Below are 20,655 nucleotides of genomic sequence, written 5' to 3' on the forward strand. Positions count from 1 at the left end.
TGACCTGCCATCGCTGTGCTCATTGGTTTTCACGTGAAAACCTGGCGCCGTCAAATTGTGCCATTGCTAGATGAACGCCCCTCTCAACGGCCCGTCCCCCTGGATCCGCCGGCCGATATACGAGCTAAAGCAGCGAATTGTGCCATTGCTAGAGGATCGAGAGCGCCTAGATTGCCAAATGTGCCACGCCTAGAGCCTAAAGCAGGATCCGCCCACCAAATGTGCCATCGTTAGATGATGGTCCTGGAGATAGCGTCCACTCCAGATGTGCCACGCTTAGTGCAGTAGCTCATCTGGCTTATGCCACTTTTCACAGTGAAAACTATATCAACGATGCCGTTTACGAGCTCCGTTCAACTAGTACAAAGAGACGGAGGCAATGTGCGTCGAGTCTATCAGGTAAGAGAGGGGGTCCACGGGGGGGGCTTACTACCCTTGCCCCCTCAATTGTGCCATCGTCAGGGGCAGTGGAGGCTCTGTAGGTGTCTGATAAGGCTCAAGAATCGAAATGTGCCATCGTTAGAGCATTGCTAAAGCAATTGCTGAGGATTAGCGCGTTTGGGTGCCGCGAATCTTGGGGAAGAGTGCCATCGTTAGGGCTCGCACATATGCCCAGTTATGAGCCGCAGATAAGCTGGAGGCACCGTATTTATTGGGCTCCAGCAAATTGTGCCATGCCTAGGAAGCCCAATCCCTAGGGACGGCACATTTCAGGAGATCCTCTAGCAATGGCACAGGAAGGTACTAAACGTGGCACATAGCTCTAAGGATGGCACTGGCGACATCTAGCCCCGGCACATAAGCCTAGAAAGATGGCACTGTTGGCCCTGGAGATGGCACAGAAAAATGGCTGTAGCCCTTGTGGCGTAAGGGTTTGGGGGCTTCACTAACAAAGCTTTAAAAAAGCAGTGAAAACAGAAACAAGCTGTTGTAGGTTTTTTGCTTTCGCAATTTTGAGTCAAAAGCGAAGAGCAAAAAGCACTCTCTAGGCATGGCACAATTTACCACTGACGGTGGAACCGTAATTTCGTTGACCGGACGACAATTGATCGAGTAATGTGCCACCACAGTCACTGATGGCACAATTCACAATGGACTCAGAAACCCCCACACCGAGAGCTCCGCGAGCAAAGCGTACAACCGGAGCAACAACGGAAACTAGTCCAGCGAGACGCAAGAGAGCACCAAAGCTCCAGGTCGTTCGAGATGTCGAACCATCCAAAGCCGTTGAGCTGAGGAAGGCTACCGAAGCCCTGTCAATGCGAAACGTCTCCGCCACTAGTGACTTCACCTTCCTACAGCGAAAACTCTACAACACGCTCCTGCAGTTCGCCCAGCAACGGCCACGGGAGGAGATGGTTCACGAGATCCCGATTCGAGACGTCGAAGACAACATTGGACACACCACGTCCAATAGCCGCGACTACCTCAAAAAGGTGCTCGTGAGCATGTCGCAGACGCAGGTTGAGTTTGACTACAAAGGTGAGAGCCCTGGCCGAAAAAGCGAGTGGGGTATCGCAAACCTAATTGCTGAAGCCTACATCCTTGAGGATGGGCAAACCCTGCGCTTCTCGTTCCCACCAGATCTGAAACGCCGGCTGCTCGACCCAGCGATCTTCAATTTGATCGATCTGCGGATGCAGTACCACTTTTCAAGCTTTTCAGCGCTCACGCTCCACGAGATCACGTCACGCTATTTTGGTTCACCCATGGGTGAGACCTACCGTGCGCACTGGTCTGAGTGGAGCGTTGTGTTATCTGGATCAGCCACTCCGCACGCCGAGTTTCGCGATTTCAACAAGATGCTTGGTCGTGCTATCGACCAGGTCAACAGCATCGAGCGAAGATTCCGCATCACTCCGCACGTGACCAAGGCCAACCGGAAGATGGATAAACTCTGGTTCAAATTGGAGACCTTGGTTCAACCAGGCTTAGACTTGGGACCATCCCCGGAGCTGGTTAGCCAGGACGTATCCAAGCGCCTGAAAGCACTGTCCTTGAGCAAAAAGGATATCGATGAGCTCGGGATGACTCATGATGAAGAATACCTCCTAGCTCAAGCTGACTACACAGAAGCGCAAATGCGCAAGGAAGGGGCCAACGTTGCAAGTCCCGCGGCATATTTCAAGGCTGCGGTCGCCAACAACTACGCCAAGGCGCCAACCCAACAGAAGGGAGTGGAATCTGGCAAATCCCAGAAGCCATCGGCTAACGCTACTAAGCCAGCTGCGAAACCAAAGCCAGCGCCGAAAGCAGCACCAACGAATCAAATGGCAGACCTTTTGGAGCAGTGGGGAGCTGCTCAACGCGAGACTATCCGTGGCGAGTTCCAGGGGTTGTCGGATGAAGAAAAGAACGAGCTGGCAGAGAAGTATGACGCCGAGCTGAGGAAGGATGACTTCGCTTACGGGCAGTACCGAACCAAAGGATTGACCCCTATGGTGACCAATTGCTTGGTGGCAATCCTGTTCCAGGAACGCTTCCCTGAGACTCCGACCCCGGAAACGCTCCTTCAATTCTTGCTTAGTGCCGGCAAGATCTGACGCTTTGTTACGCGGGCTTAGCCATTTGCGCGGTCCGCTGCACCAGGTTCAATAGGGTATCGGCCGAAAGGTAAGGGGCATTCTTTAGCATTTGCTCAATGAGCAAGGTCACAACCCCGAAGCAGTCGCCTGGACCTATGGGTACCGATCTCGGCGGACGGCCTTTCGTGTTCACCGAGATGAACACTTTCCCTGGCTGATTCTCGATGGTGAACCATTTTTCGTTCTGCGCACCGTGGCCTTTACCATCGAATTTCGTCTGCATCTGCATGAAGGTGGCCAGCACACCAGGCAGCTCGCGGCCAGAAAGCTGAATACTGATTTTTTCGGCCCAGTTGAACGTCCGGGACGCGGTTGCTTCGGCAGCTTCGATCCGAATCGTATGCTCTCCGCTTCTGGTTGTATCAGATTGGAAGCACAAGGCCACCTTCGCCCCGTAAACATGCCGAGTGACGAAGGTCTTCTTGTCTGCAGACTCGCTCGATAGCTCAGAGGTAGCTGGTTCTTCACTACTCTGGATTTCGGCGGCCTCTATCAACACCTCTTGTTCCTCAGGGGAGGAGAACTGCTGATGTAAGCTTCTGTAGGTGTCACAGAGATACCTGCCAATATCTGAGTCAGCACACCCGCTATCCGACCACTGCTTGAGCTGCTGAGAAAATTTCGGCCCTTCGACCTTCCCGATGTTGATCAGCACAGGCAAAGACGGTTGTGGCAGATTGGCTACGCGGATGCGCTCGACACACCCCGGGAGGATCGTGAAAAAAATCCCTTTGAGGTAGTGCAGGGCAGTGTGGTCGCCAGCTTGCGCCCTTTCGATCGCGTCACTAAGGGCATCGCCCTCTGATTGGTAAACCTCATCGAGCACATCGCTGGACGGTATTGGGATTCGCAAACTAGAGAGCTTGGCGGATGCAGACTGGGCATCAAAACGCATATAAGAAAACCCTTGGCTCAAGAAATACCGTTACTTGCCTAACGGATACTAGCAATACAGGAAATTCTTATCAATACGTGTTATATGCTCTATTGGTATGCTTGGATTGCCCTATAGTATTTCTATGTCTAAGGCTTTGTTCAGCTCATCTTCTATGTCGACTGAGCAGCCACCCAGCAAGAAATCAGATTTCTCCAGGACGCCAAGTGCCATCATGATCAGTGGGGTTCCGATATCAATATGCTTCGCCACGACCCTGATCGCTGAAAGATCACGCAGTGAGGGTTTTGGGCGCCCAGTGCGCCATGAGTTGAGCTTTTCAAAAGGGACATGAATTTTTTCGGCCGCCTCCTTTAGGTTCTCAGACCAGGTGGCTGCGATCAGTTCATCCAGGATGAAGGTTGGAGAAGAGGCGACGTCTGCCTTTGTGACGTCCTCGAAATAGGCTGCAGTCTCATGGCTCTCGCTGACTGCTTTCGCATTGAACATCGCGGACTGCTGGATAAGGCAGTAATCCGACCAGCGGAAAACGTCCGCCATCTGCAGCACTCGAAAACCAGAACAGTCAAGAAATGCAGCGATCAGGTCGATTCGTTTTCGATCCAGTTCGTCGTGGAGGGCACGCGGCTTGGCTTTTGACTCATCCCCAAAGCAACTCGCTAACGTGTCAGCGGTGAAACCACAAGCTTTGCTGGCTTCTTGGAAAGGGAGCGATAGCAGTTCAGATCTATCGATTATGGCCTGATAAAGGCGGAGCCCTGGGTTCACTACAAATCCTTCTCTCTTAACCGATCATCAGCACAGATTCAGACACACGTTGTCGGCAGGTATCCAACAAATCATGAGTGAGACCTAAGGAATTTATGATCTCGGTGTCCATCTGATCTGCGAGTGACGATCTATCCAACCCCATAACCACGCCGTAAGCATAGGTCGAGGATACTGATAGCAATTGGCCAAGGATATCGGGTAGCGGTGATCTATTGGAATACGTTTGCAGCGCTTTTTGAATTGGGGCCGGGAATTTCCAGCGTTTCAGCAGCTCTGCACCAACCTCAGCATTGTCAAATCCTAGCTGAATCTGCTCTACGGGACGTCGGCCCGCGAAGTCGAATGGATCTACGGACTCTACTACGACACAAGCTTCTTCGGGGATTACGAGGTGAATGAGTAGTGCGCCAATGCCTTGCATCAAACCAGTCGTAAATGCGACATCTCGGTCAGCTCCGATGCTCTCGGCCAGAAAGGAAGCCATGAATGCGGTATGCAAACCCATCTTCCAGTAGGTCGGCATATCAATGCCTGGGGCGTCCGGCAGCGCCTTCAATAGGCCGGTGGTAATGATGGTGGTTCGGAAATTGTGAATGCCAATGGTCGATATGGCGTCTTCAAGACGGGAAATAGTACCGCTCCTGCCGAAATAAGCAGAGTTTGCAGTGCGTAGCACCTTCGCCGCGAGAGCCTGGTCAAGGCTCACGGCTTTCACAATGTTTGCCAGCGGTACTAAAGGGTCCCTCGACATCGCTAGCAGTTCCATTACCACCGTGGAGATCGTTGGTAAGGCTGCAGGATTCTGAAAAATTTTTGCCAGGGGTTTCATAAAAATCTCAATGAGAATATGAGTCAGCTATCCAGAGGTAGAATGTCAAATTGTAACGTCTTGATGGGGCATGGTCATTAATCATTCAAGGAGTGAGGCTCAACGCAGATGGGATCAAATGGCCACAGTGAAGTAATTACTCAACTTTTTATCTCGTACAAATACGCCTACAGTATCACTATCCCATGGTTTGGTATTTTACGTTATGTGTTCGTGATTTCACTTTATAAACGCATGTGACACATCCCTTGAAGCAAGGCCGTTAGGCGAGAAGCCTTAACAGCACACTCTTTCAGGAGACCCCACATGATTTCGCACCCTCAACACACTCAAGCGCAAACTCGATCCCTGCTGATTTCCGGGCTGTTCCCCAACGGGGAGCTGTTCTCACATGAGGTCCATGCCGACTCATCCTACGAAGCCCAGATCAAGGTGCTTGCCCAGTGTCGCTACAGCGATTTTGGGGGAGACCTAGATGTCACCGGGCTCGCGGATGCTGCGACTGGTTCGTCTGTTCAGGACGCACTTCTGTCGGCTGGCCAGGACCTCCTCAGTGAAGTTGAAGCTGTCGAGTATGTGATCCACACCGTTCAAAATTCCCTCGACAAAGGCCGTATCTTCTCTGCTGGTTCTGCCAGCGAGTTGAGCGCCTTTGTTGAGTTCTTCGACCTCATCCTATCCGAAGCCCCTCATACGTTTGACGGTTTATGTTCAGGCGCTACGGTGGCAGATGATGAGGAAATTACCCTTGATTTCGAAGATTCCAGTTCCGCCGAGTTTGCGCTCGTACCGGCCGATGCACTGCTGGTGCTGGCGACTGCGGCACTGGAGGAAGGGAGGGCTGCTGCCGCATATCAAGTACTGACGATGGCGAGCATCACCCGTGTTGCACTGAGCAAGGCCTGCATTCGGGCCTTGGTTTAAAAAGGACCTTCTGGACACTCTCCAGAAGGTCCTTTTTTTTTACCACTGTATTTTCAGTTGGTGTAACTCGCTGATGCGCGCACACAGCTGATCCTCGATGAGAATCACCTGGCCTTTCAGTAGCACTCGAATACTCGCAAAGTGTTCACCCTGCACCCATCCCGCCCGCACAGGATCAACAAGACATTTGATACTGCCAGTCAGATCGGATGCGATGAAGATCAACCCCATTTCCCCATCAATGCATGTGGTTTCGGGTGGTTCTGCAATCAAGTAAACACCCTCAAAGCTCCGGCCAGCTAGAAGTGTTGCTATGTGGTGGTGATGGCCGCTTGCCGCATAGGTTTCAGCGTTGCAAATCATAGAAATTCCGTTGAGTCAGTAGAAAATGCGCTGTACCTAAGGTATAGTAATTTTTTATACAGATTAGTTATATTTACTTTTCTGAATCTTACATCATTGAGGGTTACAGATGAGCAAGCTGGCTGAGTTTCGCGCTGCTGAAAAAGCTCTGCAAGAGCAACTTTCTGCCTTGGAAGCGCTGAAGAATGATTCTGGTCTGCAGCGCGAAATTGAATTCGAAGAGAAGCTCAAGAGCTTGATGCAAGAGTACGATGCGAATTTGGGCAAGGTAATCGCTATTCTCGATCCGGCTTCGGTTCAGCGCAAATCGTTTACAAGCCCTGATAGCAATCGCCAGCAGCGCAAGCCACGTGAAGTCAAAGTCTACAAGAACCCACACACCGGTGAGACTATCGAGACCAAAGGTGGCAATCACCGGCAGCTGAAAGAGTGGAAAGCGCAGTGGGGCGGTGATGTCGTTGAAGGATGGAAGAACTAAGCAAGCCTAGCTCCTCAGCTGAAGACCGGCCGCAGAGGCCGGTTTTTTGGGCCATAAAAAAACCCGCATATGTGCGGGTTTATATTTAAGAGCGCTTACCTTGAAGCCGCTGCTCTACAGCTTTTCTCATACGAATTTCGTAGTCAATCCGCTGCTCATACCGAGCTAGAGCCGTTGCATCGGGCTTGGTCTCGTTGTTGCGCCACCGGTAAATCGTCATTTTGGTCACCCCAAGTGTGGTGCCCATGTCTTCGTCGTCATTGGTACCGAGGCGTTTCATCCAATCGGTCAGAATGACGCTCATGTCTCGGTCGAAACGCTTAAGGCGTTCCCTGCGGTGCGGTTCTTCTGCCAGAAGTCCCCGAGCCTTTTCCATTACTTCATCCGGCACCGACGCTGTACGACCATAAATGTAGGAGGATAGGCGAGGGAGACCGATACCCAGGGCAAAGGCATAATCTTGATTGCGCAAGCCCAGGTCAGAGCCAATCTTGACCAATTCTTGCTGATCTGCCGAAAGCTCGGCACGGCTGCCGCCGCGAGGACGCTTGGTGCTAGCGTCAGCTGGTTTGGTTTGTGACGTAGTGTCCGTCTCGTGCTCTTCGTCCGAAGGCTTAGGTTGTACAAGGCGCACCATTGGATCTTGATCCATGGCATAAATGCCGGAACTGGCCACTGTTTGTTCTCCGTTGATCACTCGTTTAAGTGCTGCGGCCATTTTGATGGTGGCAGCTTCTGTATCGATATCTCGATCGTGGTCTACTTCTACCTGGTCGGCAAGACCGACCTGCTCCAGCTCTTCACCCTTTTCCTGCATGTCCTCGATGGAGCGATGATTGATCAGTAGCTTCTGGCGGTCCCGGAGGACTTCTCGACTTACGTTATGCGCTACTGCGTAGACAACGGCATACACAGCGTCTTGATCTTCGATTTTTGCCAGCATCGAGCCAAAGAAGACCTCAAGCGTCCTTTGCATGACCTCATCAAAATCTGTGAGTTCGCACTTGTTCTGCCGAAGCTTCACCCTGCAGATTTTGCGGACGCGCTCATCGCGGTCCATCTCGTAGGCCAAGCGGTTTACAAAGGTGCGCGATCGGTCCGTGTTCGAGATGTAAGTCCCGCACAGCTTTTCGAAGGTCGAGGGAGGGCCGGAAGGCTCGGAGGAGGGGAGATGCTCGATGTCGGTGCCTAGTGCAAGCCCTGAAGCAGTTTCTTGCTCCAGGGCTTCAAACTTTTCTACTGCCATAAAGGGCTCGTTGATTTATCAATCCTACGCAGCCACGGTATCCACAGATCGATCCAGTTGAGGGAGAGCGACACTCCTGAATTGCGCCAGAGAACTGGAGACATCAAGGAGGACATTGATGCCGGCAGCCAAGATCTCAGTCTTGATCTCAGGGTAGGCACTCATCGCTTGCTCGATCCGCTCACCTACTATCCGCATCTGGTCCGCTCTGTTGAGGTCATCCACCCCAAACACTGTGCTGGGGTTCTGACCAGGCTCAACACCAAGGGCGTCCAGGCCGATCTCGATTGGGGAGTACTCGTGAATCATGAAGCATTACCTCTGGTAGCGGCCACATAGGGTCGCCTTTATTGATTATACGTACGTGACAGATAACGTCAATCAAATCCATAACGCGTATGTGGAAGATTGGCAGGTTTCAATCGTTGTACTGTGCATTACGCAGGCATGAGATTGGTGAGGCAGGAGGGGTCAGATACAGGTCAGCTGGATTGCCTGTTCGAAGCCGAACAGTGCCGCACGAACCTCTGTGACATCAGATGCAAAAGTTGACGCGATGACGACACCTGCAAGCAAAATTTCCGTCTTAGCTTCTGGGAAGTCTGTCATCGCTTTGCGCATGCACTTCGACGCGCACTTGTTGGAGCAGCTTTTATTGAATCTCGGGCAATTTGGCTTGCCATCTGTTGAAAGGCACCCGAGCGACGAAAGACCAATTTCCGTAGCTCCCTGGTATGTGTCAAAGCTGAAAGACATACAGTATCCCTATCTAGTCCGTTGATTGGCGCTGTTTGTCAAATTATAGGGACGTGATGTCGGAGGGGTCAACGAATCGGCGCCAGAAAAGTTCCGTAGTAAGCTAACTTTAATGCGTGCAAAATTTGGTATGCACGATTTTATGTCTGCAAAAATGCGGTTTAGGGATGGCGTATCGAAAGTGTAGTTTATTTTTGGAATAAAAAACCAGCACCTTAAATAAGGCGCTGGTTTATGTGGTGCAGTTAGAGAAAGACATCGCCATCAGGAACAATGAGAATGTCGTCTGAGGTGTCTACCATGCTGGTTTCACTCTCGAACAGGTCTCCGGTAGATCCAATTACAGGTATAGCCTTTACTTTGCTCGGTTGCGTGGTCCTTTTTGTCAGGATGGCACACTGAGCAACGTTAGGCTGCTTTACTGTCGGGCGCGGGCTTATGCCGTTGCTTTGGGGGAGGCACTTGAGGCTTGAGGCGTTGCTTCTTTTGGGGGGATATGGAATGTCGCTCAGGTCATAGGACTTAGGCGTATCCCGCTTGCGCTGAGGTTGCTCTGTATGTCTGTGTTCGTATGTTTTGCGAGATCTAAATTCCGAGGGGGGGGGCTGAGTCTGGAGTGCTGGCCAGTATGTAAAATCCCCTGTTTTCCACCAGGCAATTACTGGAAAACATATAAGGACTGTCAAAACAAACAGCGTTAGCTTGTTCGCCACATCTGTCATTGCCACTAAAACAATGTAAATAAAGATTGTGACAAACCAAGTGGATACATGCCTATTGATACGTTTCATTCGGTCTCCTGGGTTTACCTTATGAAAGGTGATGCTGCACATGGCTGTGCAAACAGAAGGCAAAAAAAACCCCCGTTTCCGGGGGCTGTGTGGCGTTAGAAGATGAAATCCCTCTTCAGGTCTTGAGTCGTTGGTTGAGATGCTGGCTGGCCAGAGTGTGCGGTTGGAGGAACAGTGTATGGGTTCTTCACCGCCGGTAGCGCAGGGATACTCAGGGGGGCACCCAACTGATCCCGAACAATCACACTCTCTACAGAGGGGTTCCTGTAGGCATCAATTTGGCTTTCAGTCAGCGTTACACCGTGTGCCCTTAGCAAGGCACGCCAGTCGACCTTCCCTTTACGTGCGGAAAGCAGAACAGAAACACCATCACTTTGATGTCGTTTGCGGCCTGGGGGCATCTGCGATAACAGAGCACTCCGGGCTGCCTCCTCGCGAGCAGTGGCTTCCTGAAGGACCCGGTTTGCTTGCTGCCAGGCGGCCGCTGCAGCCTCCCATTCATCAGTGCTCCATTTTCCTGTTTGTAGCCGGTCCCAAAAGTCGAGCTCGGCCTTGAGGATTTGATCTATCCGCTTCTGATTTCTAGGGACCTTGAGCAGCACCCCGTTAGATCCGTCGAAGGAGTAGTAATGAGCGAAGCGGGCTTCAGCAACAAAGATCTGGTGCTGAACCTGGTCAATGTATTCCGGTGGGACGATTCCTTTGAGTGCAAGCCCATGAGCAGTCTCCCCGGGGCATTTGATCTCAACTGGGATCTGCTGGAAGGGGTCGAAGCCATCTAGCGATGCACGGATGATCGGTATTGAGTCACTTTCAGCGATGATGGGCGTTACGGTGCTGCCGGTGTGCCTTTCGTAGGCAGCCCTTGCTACGGGCTCCAACTGATGGCCCCTAGCGCGAATTCGATCGACAAAGGGGTTCGCTGGCGGGGGAGGTCCAATGCCTAGCCTGAGACGGAAGAGTTCGTATGAGCTTCGGAACTTCGACGTCCCCATAATCTGGGGCGCCTCACTAGCTCCGATCCCTCCACTTCGCCAGGCAAACCATGCAGCTGAGTTTTGCTGAGCCTCTGGGCCCGTGATGATGCGCATTGCCATGTTGCGATCTCCTGGAAACGTGACCTGCACCGGAACGGTGGGAGGCCTGATAACGGGAGATGCATAACGTACTAGCTGAATCTTGATGCCCTTGGTTAGCTCCATGAGCAAAGGGGGGAGAGGAGAAGTGAGGGGGGAGGGCGCAAACCCTGAAGACCGGCTGCCAAGCAGCCGGTCGCATACGGCACCAGCGTTATTCGCCGATCCTCATCGTGCGAGGAATACCCAGCTTAGCGTTTTGCATACGCAGATCATCCAGCGTCATCGAGGGATCTGACGACGCAGCAGCTGAACTGGCGCAGCCCCGGAAATTTTGGCAAACCGTGTGGATTACCAGGTTCGTTCCAGCGAGGTTGTCGACGTTCTGGCCGTTGGTGTTTTGTGCAGCGTCAGATGCTGCGGTTAGGCCTGAGGTGACGTTGTTCCCCAGTACTCCGGGGTCACTGCAACTGCTCAACAGTAAGCAGGTCGTGAGAGAGACAGCCACGGACGCGCCCGTAGCCACAGCATTGCCAACGGCAGTATGGGCTTCTTTGTACTCTGAGGCTGGACCCGCATAGACCTCACTGATTGTGTAGGTGACCTTGGCATCGCCCGCAGTCTGGTTGTAGCCAGCTTTCTTGAGAGCCTCATTCACATACGCAGTCATATCAGCCAGGGCGGCGTCTTCGGTTACAGCCTTTACTGTCAAGCCATCCACAAGCCGTGCGTTGATCTGAGCTGCTTGAACGCGTACCGAGCCTTCCTCAACGGTGATTGGTTTTGCGGCACAGCCTGGTAAGGCGATGATGACGCAGGTGGCAGCTAATGCGGCGATTGCTTTGTTGATCACGTGGAGGCCTCAGGAGTCTTGATAACATGTAACTATAATACTGGGGTGAGGTGCTCCAGGCTAGTGGCAAAATGATTGTGCCGAAAGTGGAGTGGCGCATCGATGCGGGATTGGGCAATTCCGTAAATCCCCATCAGAAGCTCGCGGTGTTGGTCTACGTACAAAAACACGGAGATGTGTAGCAGGACAAGAGGAGGGCAGAGGAGGTGTGGGTCAGTGGGCGGCCTAGCGTCACTGGGAATCGTGAGAGAGGCAGGGTAACTCACGACTTAGGGTAAGAAGCCGACAGCCCGGGCTGCCAACGACAGACAAAAAAACTGGGCCTTTGATATACAAAGAGCCCAGTCCTGGTAACCACAGCTGCCGCGGCGCTGTAGGTGGAGAATCCACCGTTACCAAGACTGAGCTCACCTCTTTATCGCCATTAGGATAGTCGACAGCAGTACGACGTCCTGCTTGGCTAGCTTGCGAATCCCCACCAGTTGCACCTGGCTGCTATGTAAGGACCTATGTCCGGGGAAGTCATTTGCGCTGCTCACGTAGTGGTGAGCGACCTGAGGGATAACCGCTTCGACCTAATCGTCCAGCTGTGTTGTCAGTTCCTGGGAGAAGCCCGGACTCGACTATTGTCTGATCTCAAAACTGGCGGTGCATCACCGAGTCGAGAACACAGAGGCAAACACAGGGGATGCATTAGGGAGCGGAGATATCAGGCGGTATGTGGGTAATGCGCTAACCCGTTACCGTGTTGCTGACTACAAAGGAGGCTTCGCGACCTCGGACCTGACTGGCTTCTCCAGTGGGAGTATCCGTTAACTTTGCCTCAGGTGATGTCGAACATGGACTGATAAACAGGTTTTCCTCTGGACAAAAAAACCGGCCCTTAGGCCGGTCATACAATCTGGGGAGCTCACGTTCCTCGTTTTGCTACGGTTGTGGATGCCAGGAGGTCGAAAATGAACTGGGTTTTCACAGTGAAAACTGGAACAGCGACGTAGACAGCCAGCACCCCGGCCAGTGCGAGCGGGTGACCGATGCTCAGCAAAAGCAAGACGGACATGATCTTCAAGGTGGTGCGCAGTATGCACTGCCAAGTGGACAGATCACCTGTGAGAGAGAGGGTCCTGACGCGGAACAACAGTTTGCCGGCCGTTGTGCCTTTGCAGGTCCTGGTCAGAGTTGCTTCATAGATCAACCACACGAAAGGCAACAGAACAAGGAAGTACGGGGCGAGGCTCAGCGCAGCCCCTTCAGTCCAGCTCAGGCCCGGAGTAGCAGCATCGAATGGGCCCGACATATCGACATGGGCGTTGTGCGCCATGATGGATGCCAGAAGCGCTAGTGATCCTCCTAGCACCAGCGACACCAGAGCAAAGTCAGTCGTGGTTGCCGCTATGCGCTGAGCCACGGTCAGCAGTTTGGAACCAATTTTCATCTTTCAACTGATCTCCTGTGGGATTAGAACATATCGCCCATCGCGTCCAATGCTGCCAACTGCACGAGTGTTGGCTCAGTCGGCGTTGCGTCTTGGGCGGCAGGTAGTGAGTGGACCTCATCCGGGGTATCTGCGGTTGGGAGCTGCTGAGCCTGCAGTTCGATGTTCGCTTCCTGAACATCCGTACTATGGATGGGGTTGGATAGGGGAGTGATTGGCTGTGTCTGTACGCGTTCTGCCTGGACCTCATCCGCCCCACTGAGCAATGGATCACCAACCGGAGCGGCTACCGGCTCGGGTTGCCGGGGAGAGTGGACCTCCTCGGCAACGTGTGGCGGGATAGCCGGAGCCGCTGGAGCTTGAGGTTCTGGGTGACCCAAAATCTCAGAGGCCTTGACCGTTCCAGGTCTGGCTGTGACCTCCCGCTGCTTTGGTACCCGCTTTTTGCGAGCTGGCGGTTCTGCGCTTTCACGCCTGGATTGGCGGCCGGTCGGAATCATGCCCCCTGGCCCAGCAAGTGCGGCATTGAGAGCTTGGTCTAAGGTGCCGGCCGCATTGTTGCTCAGAAACCATTGGTAAAAGACACCCCTGATTAGAGGTGTGTCTTTTCCGTATGGCAGTTCGGACATGAACTCCAGCAAACCTGGGCAAACATCTTCTGGGATGTTCAGATTGATTTTTCGCTCAGTTTCATTAGGGTCATATACACGAATTAACTTAGCCATTTACAGCGGACATCCTTTTGGCATTCGCATTTACGATGCTACGGATGATTTGGCCAAGGGCATATCGAGCAAAGCCATCAGCAACAGCCCAGCGAGGGTTTTTCACCAGAATGCTGTGTTTCCATACCTCTTTAGCACGCCCATAGATCGCCTCGGCACTTCCACCAGCAACCAGAATGCCATTAAGCGAGCGAGCATCATCGGAGAACAACGAGTTACCCTTAGAGATAACCTCTTGAACCACATGCTGTTGAGCTTCGGCCACTTGGGCTTCAATGTTAATTTGCTCGCCGAACTGGAAAAGGAATTTAGTGCTGAACGACTCCTCGCACTCGACAAGGCTGGCTTGTATTTCGTGCTTACCGAGGATACGACGCAACTGCTCAGCAGCAGCACTCATTCCAGCACAAGAGTCAGCACCCCGCTCAATGTATTGACCTTCCCGCATCAGAAGGAAATCAGTCGAATAATGGCCGCCCTCAATGACGCCATAGGACTTTGGCCTTCCGTTCGCGCCATTGATCAATTCCTCTACTGGGATCCCTGACTGATCCAAAATGTAGTCGCAGTAAGCACCCATTGGCTGAGGGAGCGCTTTCAACTCGACAGTATCAGGTAGTGCTTTCTTGGTGCGCTCAACCAGACTGTCTTTGCGAGAGCCGAACAACTTGGACGGAGTACCGATGATGACAAATGCTTCATCAATCCCTTGAACGCCCTTGGCACGGAGCCGGGTAAAAGCAGACTGAATAAGAGCCAGATATTCCGGGGTGTCCGTCCAATTGTCGTTCAAGCCAATAGAGGAGGTGAGGTTGCCCTGGAGGCGAGCGGTATCGCCGGTGAAGTATGCCTTCCCGTCGACAATCTCGGTCTCGGCTTTGGCGCGAGCGGCAGTCGTTGGGTCGGTGAGTTCGACGGCAGGAACCGCCAGGGTGGGGTACATGACCTGAGTGCGCTTACCTTCGTGATACGCGACCACCTTAATGGCGCTACGACCCGCATCCAAACCGATTGCTACGCGACCTTTCATGGAATTAAACCTATATAAACCAGAGACTTAGAGGGGTTAATGATGCGCACTGCACAGTGTGCAGTACCTACAGATCAGTACGCAGTAGCTACTGCCCTGTATGCATTGAGTCGAGTCTAAGATACATAACACGTATTGACAATACTGGATAAGCACAAAGAAAATTCGCCAGAACGCGCCCCTCGGCGCGGCTATACACAACCCCCCGGCGAACGCTTAAACAATGGCTATACACAACCCCCCCTCCATCGACGATTTCGAAGAGCTGCGGCGCAAAGGCAAAGAGTCGGTCGACACCGCCGTCGACTACCTGATCCGCATCGATCAGCTCCTGGTGCGCATGGGCGAATTGCTCTACGTCATGCAGCCGTTTCAGACGGGGCGCATAGGGATCGATTTCAACCAGCACCGAGGTCAGTCCAGGCCATTCGTACGGGTGTACCGCAAGCTCAAGGCCGGCAAGGGAAAATGGATGTCCACGAACGTGAGTCATAAAGGGCTGACGAAGAGAGTGAAGCGTGCACGGGAGTTCGAGCCGAACCACAAGCTGGTACTGATCCTGTGCGAGAGGGTTTCCAAGCTCTTTGACCTTAGAGCGGAAATGCACGAACGAGTACGAAATATGAGTCATGGCGTAAAGCTAACGCTCAAAGCACGCGAGGATGATTTGTCTTCTCTTGAGACATTGGTGGGCAGCATGCTGGACCAGATCGAAACCAAGTTTGAAGGAGAGCTCGACGTGGACGAGTAAACCTTAATCTGATTCGCGAAGGCCTTGTCGATTAACGTCGGCAGGGCCTTTTTTGTGGCTGAGCGGAACCGGAAACATTGCGGTGTCAGGCCAAGTAGGAACCGGGCTATGGGCAAAGCGGACTAGAAGCAAACCGGTGTTATGCGCAGTGAGACCCGCGGCTATGGTTAAGCGGGCCAGAAGCCTACCGGTGGTTTGGCCAAGTAGAACCCGGGCTTGCTGGGCGCAGTGTGATCTGGTTGCGGAGAATTGCATTCGCATTCGGTGGTGGGCCGAGTTTTACCTGGGCCGGGCGGTGTTGGATCCGAGCCGCCTCGCGCCCATCCCCTTAATCTAATTTTATTTACTTCATTCATCTTCTCTTATTCTGGTCGCACCATAGATCTCGTTCTGGCGCCGGCACTTGTGTCAGAATCTCTTTTGCGGCTGCCCGTTGTGTCACGTCCCATTGTGCAAGTTTGGTTTGGGTGTCCGCCCGTGCTGCTGGCTGTTGTTTGCCTGCCAGTTCTGTCTGTGCCGCTTGTGACTCTGCGCCGACCGGCTCCTTCTCCCTGCGAGGCGTTGAGCTCATTCTGCCGCTGTAGATTCTCTTTTCTCTCTTCTCTTCTTCAGCTCCATTATTCCACTGCGACTTCTACATCTTCTCATGCGCGTGCGGATTTGCGTGGTACCGCCCAGTTGTTCTCGCACCAGTTCTATTTGGTGAATTGTGCCATCGCTAGTTTGGGTTCTTCTTGTTGCGCTGTCGCATTGGCATTTCATTATTCCGATGTCTGTGCTGCCGGTGCGCGCTTGACGCTTTTGCTTCCTCCGACAGCATAACCATTTGTGCCTCTCTGTCTCAGATGACCGGTCCCTGCCAGGAGACCTTTCGGTTGCGCCTAGCAATACAGCCCACCAGCTGCCGGTGGCGACCCCAAGAAGGATCTGACGGGGGAGGAGAGCGACGGGCTGAGAAGGATGCGACGGGGGCGGCAGCGGCGGCCGTGCAGAAGCTCGGTGCTGATCCTGCAGCTGGCCTCTGATGATCGCTAGCAGTCGGTGGTGGGTGCCGTGGGATCTGTGCGGCGGTTCGCGACCATTGGCTTGCCCGGTGCTGCTGTTTGACCAGGTTGGCAGAGTGCGATGGGTGGCGCCCGGTGGCGGGTGGTGTTGGATCTGAGCAGGCTGTGTGCGATCCGGCTCGCGGCGTGTGACGCTTGGCTGTCGGTGGTGGCGATGCAGGACCTGTCTGCTCATCTGGTGCGGTGTGTGACCCGGTCAGGTCCGTCTCAGCTCGGGTTGCTTGGAGCTGCTTTTCTCTGATCTGTGTCTCGCGGGGGAGGGTGCTTCATTGTCTTCATGTCTCTCTGCTCTCTACATGCCAGTACTCTGCCTGCAGGCTTCCTTCCCATCCCTGGTCGGAGTGTGGGTGCCGCCGGGGCCGGCTTTTATGGGCTGGTATGGGTATAAATGGTTATGCACCTGCGCCACGCTTTTCCTACCCCCTGGTCATAAATGGTTGTGCTCGCACCCGGAGCTTTGCCTTGCCAGTATCCATAAATGCTTATGCCTGCATTCGTAACACGTAACTATAATTTGTCTTGCATCCATGCAAATCTATAGGTATCGTTGAGTCATAAATGGTTGTGCTTAGGAGCCGCCGCAATGAGCAAGTACGGTGTGATGAAACAGGTTGGAAAGGGCGTTGGAGCGATTGCTCTGGCTGTAGCGGCTTGTCTGTTTGCTGCATACGCCCGCCACGCTTTTGGTGGCTGGGTGTTCGCGGGCTCATTGCTCCTGGTGGTCGCAGCCAGCATCCCAATGGTCGTGTTCTTCAACCTGTTTGCTGATCCAAACGCGAAGCGCAGCAAGAAGGTCCCGCTCATGGATCAGGAGGAGGGGCATAACCCCTTCAACGACTGCTTCAACAATTTCAACCGAGACGACTGATCTACCACTCGCACCTCAAGGAGGCCGGCAATGGCCGCGAAAGCTTTCACCCCAAACACAGACCAGGCTGTTGCCCTGGGCAGCACCGCCAAGCGATTGCTGATCCGCGCCAAGGCGGGGGCCGGCAAGACCTCGCTGCTCATCGCGCACGCCCTGCGTTTCCCTGACCAGCGCCTGCTGTATGTCACCTTTGGCAAGGCCAACAAGGAGGACGCAGCTGCTCGCTTCCCTTCCAACGTCACCACCAGGACCAGCCATGGGCTTGCTTGGGAGGTCGGTGGCCAGTTCAAGAAGACTGGCAAGCAGGATGATCTCCATCCGTCCCAACTGGCCAAGCAGTACAAGATCCCCATGGCCTTTGCTCGCCACCTGTACGTCACTCTGCACAACTTCATGGTCTCGGCAGATCGGGAGATCCTGGCTGCGCACGTGCCCACAAAGATCGTTGGCGATGACCGTCAGAAGGCTGCGGAATGGGCGAAGCATGTGTGGGCGGATCTGCAGCGCTTGCGTCAGTGGTCTCGTGGGTGCGGCGAAAGCCAAGCCGAGCGAGCAGAGTTTCTGGAATCCACCCCCCTGCGTATGCCGCACGACGGCTACCTGAAACTGTGGAGCTTGGGTGACCCGGACCTGAGCCACCGCTACGACCAGATCCTGCTGGACGAGTACCAGGACACCAATCCGGTCTTTGCAGCGGTGATCCTGCGCCAGAGCTGCCCACTGCGCTTGGCCGGTGATGACTTCCAAGCCATCTTCGGCTTCCGAGGTGCTTACAACACCTTCGAGCCGTCGCAGTTCGATCAAGTCGTAACGCTGAGCGAGAGCCACCGTTATGGCGCCGGCATTGCCGAGCTCGCCACCATGCTGTTGCGTCAGTTCGCCGGCGAGCAGGACCCAGTGCGCAGTTCGCGCCATGAGCTGACTACCCGATTCGCCGTCGACCGCACCAAGCCTTACGCGATCATCGGGCGCACCAATGCGAAGCTGTTCGCCAGTGCGGTCCAGTTGCTGGAAGGCCAGCGTCTTCACTTCGTGGGTGGCGTCAACGAGTACCCGTTCGACAAGCTGGTTGAAGTGCACCACCTGCGCGCCAACACGGGTGTCCGTCTACGCGATCCTTTGCTCAGTGCGTTCCGCTCGCTCCAGGATCTGGAGGCTTATGCCAACGACACCGATGACAAAGAGATCCACGCCCTCATCAGTGTTGCCAAGCAGTACGGCGATCAAATCCCGAGCCTGGTACAGCGCATCAAGGATGCCTGCGTCAGCGACATCAAGGATGCGACCGTCACTCTGTGCACTGCCCACCGTTCGAAAGGGTTGGAGTTCCCGCAGGTCGTACTGCTGAGCGACTTCCTCAACCTGATCACCGATGCCGGCCTGCCGCTGGTGCTGGATACCCCGGAGTTACGCCAAGAACTCCACCTGCTGTACGTGGCACTGACCCGTGCGATGGAATCCATTGAGGTGAATGAGCAGATCCAGGCAGTGCTGCGTTACTGCGAGGCCGCTGGGGTTGTGGGTGAAGCGGTACGACCTGTGGCGAAGCACACCGAACAAGCAGGGGGGCTCGTGCTGGTTGTGAGCCCTGAACAAGAGGCCGATTCCTTCGCTGCTACCACCGGCGCGGGGGCGCACTCCAAAGTGGTCGAGCTTGTCGGCGCCGATGCCGCTCTGTTGTTCGAAGGCGATGTGGTTGAGTCGCGCATCGAGCTGGCCATCCTGCGCCATGCCGCACTGACCGCGGTGGCGATCGCTGGCGTTGTCGGTGTCTCCGTATCCGAGGCGGCCGACACCGTGGCTTCGATGGTTCGCCAGGGCCGCCTGCATGGTGGCTTGTTCATCGGTTGCCCAGATATCACCTGGCGCCTGGTCAGTGACCTTCACCTGGATGTGGCCTGATGGACTACCTACTGATCAGTGCTGGGGGCTGGCATGGCTGACGATTTCATCCGGATCTTCTACCCCCGTGAAGCGGGAGGCGTGTCCAGGAAGTCATCCGTATCCATTGACCCGCTGATGTTCGAGATCTTCGTCAAGATCAAGGGAAGCATCGGTGAGGCCCGGGACGTCCTGAGGGAATGGGCAAAGGCTGCGGATGCCGAGCGTACCGATGCGAACAACCGCATGGGGAACTCTCGCATTGTGCAGCAGCGGATGTCTCAGGAAATTCTGGACATGGTCAATGAGGGCATGGCAGCTCGGGCGGTGAAAGAGGCGGCGGCCGCGGGCCAGGGGAAAGCTCGGGGATCTCGACGGGGCAAGGGGCGCGTGGGTGTCGAACCCTCGCATCAGCTGCCGGCGGTCACCGGGCACCTCTCGGACGATCACGAGTAGCGTCATAGCTGGTGCTCATGATCGAGCCAGGCGGGCAGGCTTCGAATGGTTCGTTTGTGTAACTGGTCAAGTCGGCGCGCATGATTGCAGAGCAGTGACTTGCTTTGCCTACAGGAGGTTTGGAGAGAGGCGGTGCACGACACGAGTGTGTCGCTAGGAGGAGATGACTCACCCTAACGTTTCCACACCCAACGAGCAATACCCTGGGCAGGCTTGTTGAAGAAACGGGGCGGCGGTGCACCTCCCGATCTGGATTGAAATCACATTAACTTGACCAATATCACCGGCGGACTATTCGTCATTTTTTAACTACTATGCGTATTGGTACGCGTTAAGAATCTGAATAGGAGTATGTATGTCACTTGTGGATGCCTCGCGCATGAATGGCCCGATCCTGCTGATCTGCACCTTTGCATTTGCGTTTTTCGTCGTCGCGGTCTTGAAGCGGCGCAAAGGCTATTCAACCAAGCACTACCAGTGCATCCCCCTGCTCACCGAGCGCGAGCAGGACTTCTTCTGGCGACTCAGGGAGGCAGTTGGCAACGACCTGGTCATCGCTCCCCAGGTGGTGTTCGGTGCCTTCATCAAGGTGAAGGCCACCGCCATGACCGACAAGAACCATGCAAGGCATATGGTCGCCCACAACCGCTGCGACTTCCTGCTCTGCGACAAGAAGCTCAAGCCGGTGGCGCTGGTCGAGGTCGACGACTCCACGCACAACAGCTCTAAGGCCAAAGCAAAGGACCGGCGCCGCGACGAGTTGATGAAGGCTGTAGGGGTTTCCGTGCACCGGTACCGCGGAATGCCGTCGGCCCGAGAGATCCGCAGGGACCTGAAGCTGTAGAGCTCAGGACCTTTCCAACCCGGAATTCGAACAC

At 54.3% G+C, this 20,655-nt stretch carries 21 protein-coding genes; 8 read left to right on the forward strand and 13 right to left on the reverse strand.

Annotated elements, in window-relative coordinates; genetic code table 11:
• Positions 1–1,259: 1,259 nt before the first annotated feature.
• Positions 1,260–2,543, forward strand: a complete 1,284-nt coding sequence (locus M1D87_RS27960; protein WP_039614024.1) for a RepB family plasmid replication initiator protein — start codon at positions 1,260–1,262, stop codon at positions 2,541–2,543.
• A 7-nt stretch (positions 2,544–2,550) separates the two neighbouring features.
• On the opposite strand, the gene M1D87_RS27965 is transcribed toward M1D87_RS27960, so the two are convergent.
• The 3 genes from M1D87_RS27965 to M1D87_RS27975 all read right to left on the reverse strand — a co-directional run bounded on the left by M1D87_RS27965 (position 2,551) and on the right by M1D87_RS27975 (position 5,080).
• Entirely contained in the window at positions 2,551–3,480 is a 930-nt protein-coding gene (locus M1D87_RS27965) for a hypothetical protein (protein ID WP_054902907.1), read from the reverse strand.
• A gap of 111 nt (positions 3,481–3,591) precedes the next feature.
• Positions 3,592–4,248: a helix-turn-helix domain-containing protein gene (locus M1D87_RS27970; protein ID WP_039614026.1), complete on the reverse strand. Its 657-nt coding sequence runs from the start codon at positions 4,246–4,248 to the stop codon at positions 3,592–3,594.
• A gap of 16 nt (positions 4,249–4,264) precedes the next feature.
• Positions 4,265–5,080, reverse strand: coding sequence for an HDOD domain-containing protein (locus tag M1D87_RS27975; RefSeq protein ID WP_023662213.1), 816 nt, complete (start codon positions 5,078–5,080; stop codon positions 4,265–4,267).
• A 306-nt stretch (positions 5,081–5,386) separates the two neighbouring features.
• On the opposite strand from M1D87_RS27975, the gene M1D87_RS27980 reads away from it, so the two are divergent.
• Positions 5,387–6,004: a hypothetical protein gene (locus M1D87_RS27980; RefSeq protein ID WP_023662212.1), complete on the forward strand. Its 618-nt coding sequence runs from the start codon at positions 5,387–5,389 to the stop codon at positions 6,002–6,004.
• A gap of 39 nt (positions 6,005–6,043) precedes the next feature.
• Here the strand turns inward: M1D87_RS27980 and M1D87_RS27985 are convergent, their stop codons facing one another.
• Positions 6,044–6,367 carry a hypothetical protein gene (locus M1D87_RS27985; protein WP_023662211.1) on the reverse strand — a complete coding sequence of 108 codons (324 nt, stop codon included), beginning with the start codon at positions 6,365–6,367 and terminating at the stop codon, positions 6,044–6,046.
• 109 nt (positions 6,368–6,476) lie between these two features.
• Between M1D87_RS27985 and M1D87_RS27990 the strand changes: the two genes are divergently transcribed.
• Entirely contained in the window at positions 6,477–6,845 is a 369-nt protein-coding gene (locus M1D87_RS27990; protein ID WP_004577632.1) for a histone-like nucleoid-structuring protein, MvaT/MvaU family, read from the forward strand.
• Positions 6,846–6,930: 85 nt separating this feature from the next.
• Here M1D87_RS27990 and M1D87_RS27995 read toward each other — a convergent pair whose 3' ends face one another.
• The 9 genes from M1D87_RS27995 to M1D87_RS28035 form a co-directional block, all read right to left on the reverse strand.
• Entirely contained in the window at positions 6,931–8,091 is a 1,161-nt protein-coding gene (locus M1D87_RS27995; protein WP_039614029.1) for a hypothetical protein, read from the reverse strand.
• Positions 8,092–8,115: 24 nt separating this feature from the next.
• Positions 8,116–8,400, reverse strand: a complete 285-nt coding sequence (locus tag M1D87_RS28000; RefSeq protein WP_004577630.1) for a hypothetical protein — start codon at positions 8,398–8,400, stop codon at positions 8,116–8,118.
• Between the two features lie 162 nt (positions 8,401–8,562).
• Complete coding sequence (locus M1D87_RS28005; protein ID WP_154670349.1) at positions 8,563–8,712, reverse strand: hypothetical protein; 150 nt, start codon at positions 8,710–8,712, stop codon at positions 8,563–8,565.
• A gap of 380 nt (positions 8,713–9,092) precedes the next feature.
• A complete protein-coding gene (locus M1D87_RS28010) occupies positions 9,093–9,638 on the reverse strand; it encodes a hypothetical protein (protein WP_063977446.1) in 546 nt (181 codons plus the stop codon).
• Between the two features lie 95 nt (positions 9,639–9,733).
• The gene (locus tag M1D87_RS28015; protein WP_371263319.1) at positions 9,734–10,840 is read right to left on the reverse strand and encodes a lambda-exonuclease family protein; all 1,107 of its coding nucleotides are present in this window, start codon (positions 10,838–10,840) and stop codon (positions 9,734–9,736) included.
• Positions 10,841–10,928: 88 nt separating this feature from the next.
• Positions 10,929–11,567: a hypothetical protein gene (locus M1D87_RS28020; RefSeq protein WP_023662208.1), complete on the reverse strand. Its 639-nt coding sequence runs from the start codon at positions 11,565–11,567 to the stop codon at positions 10,929–10,931.
• Between the two features lie 910 nt (positions 11,568–12,477).
• The gene (locus tag M1D87_RS28025; protein ID WP_023662207.1) at positions 12,478–13,002 is read right to left on the reverse strand and encodes an RDD family protein; all 525 of its coding nucleotides are present in this window, start codon (positions 13,000–13,002) and stop codon (positions 12,478–12,480) included.
• Between the two features lie 23 nt (positions 13,003–13,025).
• Complete coding sequence (locus M1D87_RS28030; protein WP_023662206.1) at positions 13,026–13,727, reverse strand: hypothetical protein; 702 nt, start codon at positions 13,725–13,727, stop codon at positions 13,026–13,028.
• Positions 13,720–14,757 carry a ParM/StbA family protein gene (locus M1D87_RS28035; protein ID WP_039614031.1) on the reverse strand — a complete coding sequence of 346 codons (1,038 nt, stop codon included), beginning with the start codon at positions 14,755–14,757 and terminating at the stop codon, positions 13,720–13,722. Before M1D87_RS28035 ends, M1D87_RS28030 begins: the two co-directional genes overlap by 8 nt.
• Before the next feature lie 223 nt (positions 14,758–14,980).
• Here M1D87_RS28035 and M1D87_RS28040 point away from each other — a divergent pair, with 223 nt between their 5' ends.
• From M1D87_RS28040 to M1D87_RS28060, 5 genes are all read left to right on the forward strand, one after another.
• On the forward strand, positions 14,981–15,508 hold the full coding sequence (locus tag M1D87_RS28040) for a hypothetical protein (RefSeq protein WP_004577623.1): 528 nt from the start codon (positions 14,981–14,983) through the stop codon (positions 15,506–15,508).
• A 1,647-nt stretch (positions 15,509–17,155) separates the two neighbouring features.
• On the forward strand, positions 17,156–17,440 hold the full coding sequence (locus M1D87_RS28045) for a hypothetical protein (RefSeq protein WP_023662205.1): 285 nt from the start codon (positions 17,156–17,158) through the stop codon (positions 17,438–17,440).
• Between the two features lie 30 nt (positions 17,441–17,470).
• Positions 17,471–19,342 carry a UvrD-helicase domain-containing protein gene (locus M1D87_RS28050; RefSeq protein ID WP_039614032.1) on the forward strand — a complete coding sequence of 624 codons (1,872 nt, stop codon included), beginning with the start codon at positions 17,471–17,473 and terminating at the stop codon, positions 19,340–19,342.
• A 33-nt stretch (positions 19,343–19,375) separates the two neighbouring features.
• Positions 19,376–19,777, forward strand: a complete 402-nt coding sequence (locus M1D87_RS28055) for a hypothetical protein (protein WP_144000600.1) — start codon at positions 19,376–19,378, stop codon at positions 19,775–19,777.
• Positions 19,778–20,156: 379 nt separating this feature from the next.
• A complete protein-coding gene (locus M1D87_RS28060; protein ID WP_004577619.1) occupies positions 20,157–20,621 on the forward strand; it encodes a DUF2726 domain-containing protein in 465 nt (154 codons plus the stop codon).
• Positions 20,622–20,655 lie beyond the last annotated feature (34 nt).

It is taken from the genome of Pseudomonas sp. SA233, from assembly GCF_054792385.1.

Coding starts and splice junctions, on each gene's coding strand:
- M1D87_RS27960 (WP_039614024.1), top strand. CDS start 1,260: ATGCGAAACGTCTCCGCCACTAGTGACTTCACCTTCCTACAGCGAAAA.
- M1D87_RS27990 (WP_004577632.1), top strand. CDS start 6,477: ATGAGCAAGCTGGCTGAGTTTCGCGCTGCTGAAAAAGCTCTGCAAGAG.
- M1D87_RS28030 (WP_023662206.1), bottom strand. CDS start 13,727: ATGGCTAAGTTAATTCGTGTATATGACCCTAATGAAACTGAGCGAAAA.
- M1D87_RS28060 (WP_004577619.1), top strand. CDS start 20,157: ATGAATGGCCCGATCCTGCTGATCTGCACCTTTGCATTTGCGTTTTTC.
- M1D87_RS28035 (WP_039614031.1), bottom strand. CDS start 14,757: ATGAAAGGTCGCGTAGCAATCGGTTTGGATGCGGGTCGTAGCGCCATT.
- M1D87_RS27965 (WP_054902907.1), bottom strand. CDS start 3,480: ATGCGTTTTGATGCCCAGTCTGCATCCGCCAAGCTCTCTAGTTTGCGA.
- M1D87_RS28040 (WP_004577623.1), top strand. CDS start 14,981: ATGGCTATACACAACCCCCCCTCCATCGACGATTTCGAAGAGCTGCGG.
- M1D87_RS28055 (WP_144000600.1), top strand. CDS start 19,376: ATGGCTGACGATTTCATCCGGATCTTCTACCCCCGTGAAGCGGGAGGC.
- M1D87_RS27985 (WP_023662211.1), bottom strand. CDS start 6,367: ATGATTTGCAACGCTGAAACCTATGCGGCAAGCGGCCATCACCACCAC.
- M1D87_RS28005 (WP_154670349.1), bottom strand. CDS start 8,712: ATGCGCAAAGCGATGACAGACTTCCCAGAAGCTAAGACGGAAATTTTG.
- M1D87_RS28010 (WP_063977446.1), bottom strand. CDS start 9,638: ATGAAACGTATCAATAGGCATGTATCCACTTGGTTTGTCACAATCTTT.
- M1D87_RS28050 (WP_039614032.1), top strand. CDS start 17,471: ATGGCCGCGAAAGCTTTCACCCCAAACACAGACCAGGCTGTTGCCCTG.
- M1D87_RS28045 (WP_023662205.1), top strand. CDS start 17,156: ATGAGCAAGTACGGTGTGATGAAACAGGTTGGAAAGGGCGTTGGAGCG.
- M1D87_RS28000 (WP_004577630.1), bottom strand. CDS start 8,400: ATGATTCACGAGTACTCCCCAATCGAGATCGGCCTGGACGCCCTTGGT.
- M1D87_RS27975 (WP_023662213.1), bottom strand. CDS start 5,080: ATGAAACCCCTGGCAAAAATTTTTCAGAATCCTGCAGCCTTACCAACG.
- M1D87_RS28015 (WP_371263319.1), bottom strand. CDS start 10,840: ATGGAGCTAACCAAGGGCATCAAGATTCAGCTAGTACGTTATGCATCT.
- M1D87_RS28025 (WP_023662207.1), bottom strand. CDS start 13,002: ATGAAAATTGGTTCCAAACTGCTGACCGTGGCTCAGCGCATAGCGGCA.
- M1D87_RS27995 (WP_039614029.1), bottom strand. CDS start 8,091: ATGGCAGTAGAAAAGTTTGAAGCCCTGGAGCAAGAAACTGCTTCAGGG.
- M1D87_RS27980 (WP_023662212.1), top strand. CDS start 5,387: ATGATTTCGCACCCTCAACACACTCAAGCGCAAACTCGATCCCTGCTG.